Below are 1,935 nucleotides of genomic sequence, written 5' to 3'. Positions count from 1 at the left end.
CCACATAAACATCTGATTATATGACATTTATATTTATAGAGCAATAACTGATTTTATAAATGATTTTTAGAATGTCAAAAGTAGTATTCCACGTTTTTCAAGAAGTAATTCATCTTTTAAAGCCACTTTCTTTCCTGTAATAAAGTCAATAGCCTCGGATTTCGGAAGTACTTCCTTATATGGTGCAAGATTTAAAGTCTGATTTTCATCTGTTCCATTCATAAATACTACTACAGAACTGTCGTTGTACTTTCTTTCATATACATAAATTCCATTACGTATAGCGAAATGTTTCATCGTACCTTTACATATAGCCTCGTTACCTTTTCTGAAATTCAAAAGCTTACGAGTATAATCGAATGCTTCGTTCTGAAGTTCTGTTCTGCCTTCACGTGTAAAACAGTTTACTTCATCTCCTTCCCATCCACCAGGAAAATCACGACGCAGATATCCGTCTCCTTCACTCTTATCGGCAGCCATAAGTATTTCCGTTCCGTAATATATTTGAGGAATTCCTCTCGTTGTAAGTAAATATGTTATTGCCTGTTTATAACGTGTGATGTTTTTTGAATCTTCTTCATTCTTGCAGAAACGAGATGTATCATGATTATCAAGAAATGTCAAAAGACTCATAGGATTGGCATACACAAAGTCTTGAGTATGATAATCATATAATCTGTAAAGACCGCCTGACCATTCGGTAGTTTCCTCATCAAAGGCTTTGGTCATAAGATCGGTAAGAGGGAAATCCATAACTGTAGGAAGATTTGAATTCTTTGGAGCGGCAAGTTTGCTGTCTTTCTGCCAATACGAAACTAGTACATTACTGTTAAGCCATGTTTCGCCTACGATATTGAAATGAGGATATTCTTCCAGAACTTCCTTACACCATGTTGACATAAAATCATAATCAGCGTATGGATGAGTATCCTGACGTATTCCATTGATCCCAGCATATTCTATCCACCATATACTGCTCTGAATAAGATAACGTGCTACATGACGGTTTCTTTGATTCAAATCAGGCATTACTTGAGTGAACCATCCGTCTGTAGCTATAGCTTTTTCATAATCCGATGCATGAATATCCATTACGCTTGCTGTCTTGAACGATGTCTGGACATAATTGGAACGGAAATTAAACCAATCATCCTGCGGTCTGTCCTTAAACAGATAGTTCTCACTTCCGCAATGATTGAAAATCATATCCATAACAACTTTCAATCCTTTATCGTGAGCTTCATTTACCAATTTGAGAAATTCTTCGTTACTACCAAAACGTCTGTCTATCTGATAGTAGTCAGTTATCGCATATCCATGATATGATCCTTCTTTCATATCATTCTCTTGAGTAGGATTAAGCCAGACTGCTGTAACACCAAGATCTGATATATAGTCCAAATGTTCTGATATACCTTTAAAATCCCCACCATGACGGGCATACTGTTCATTACGGTCAACTTTATTTTCCAACATTCCAGGTACTACATCGTTTTCAGGATCTCCGTTGGAAAATCTGTCCGGCATTATCAAATAAAGCACATCGCTTGCTGTAAATCCTTCAATATCGGAACCTTTACGTATACGTTCCTTAAGTTCATATGGTACCTTAGTAATCTTACGACCTTTCTTGAGTATTATATCAAAATTCTGTGCCTTCGCTTCATTCAGGTCAAGATAAATGATAAGATAATTGGAATTGGACTGTCTGACTATTTCCTTCAGATAAATATCTTTACTGGAAATAGAGACTTCGGAGGAAGATATGTCATCGCCGTAAAGTAAAACTTGTAATTCCGGATTTTTCATTCCGGCCCACCAGAATGTAGGTGCAACCTTCTTAATTACTGCATACGATTTTGAAGAAAAAGGAAATAATAATGACAATACAGCCATAACGGTTAACAGTGTTTGTTTCATGATATTGATTTTTAC

General features: G+C 36.1%; 1 protein-coding gene. It reads right to left on the bottom strand.

Going from position 1 to position 1,935, the window contains the following annotated elements:
- Positions 1-66 precede the first annotated feature (66 nt).
- Positions 67-1,920, bottom strand: a complete 1,854-nt coding sequence (locus H6A61_RS15135) for a glycoside hydrolase family 13 protein (protein ID WP_154043835.1) — start codon at positions 1,918-1,920, stop codon at positions 67-69.
- Positions 1,921-1,935: the final 15 nt, after the last annotated feature.

Origin of the sequence: Bacteroides caecigallinarum (assembly GCF_016901995.1) — a bacterium.
Classification (GTDB): domain Bacteria; phylum Bacteroidota; class Bacteroidia; order Bacteroidales; family Bacteroidaceae; genus Phocaeicola; species Phocaeicola cellulolyticus.
Note: the sequence above shows the minus strand (reverse complement) of the source record. Positions and strands in the feature narration are given on the sequence as shown.

Bases quoted from the DNA above. Each gene is read 5' to 3' on its own strand.
- H6A61_RS15135 (WP_154043835.1), bottom strand. From the start codon at position 1,920: ATGAAACAAACACTGTTAACCGTTATGGCTGTATTGTCATTATTATTT.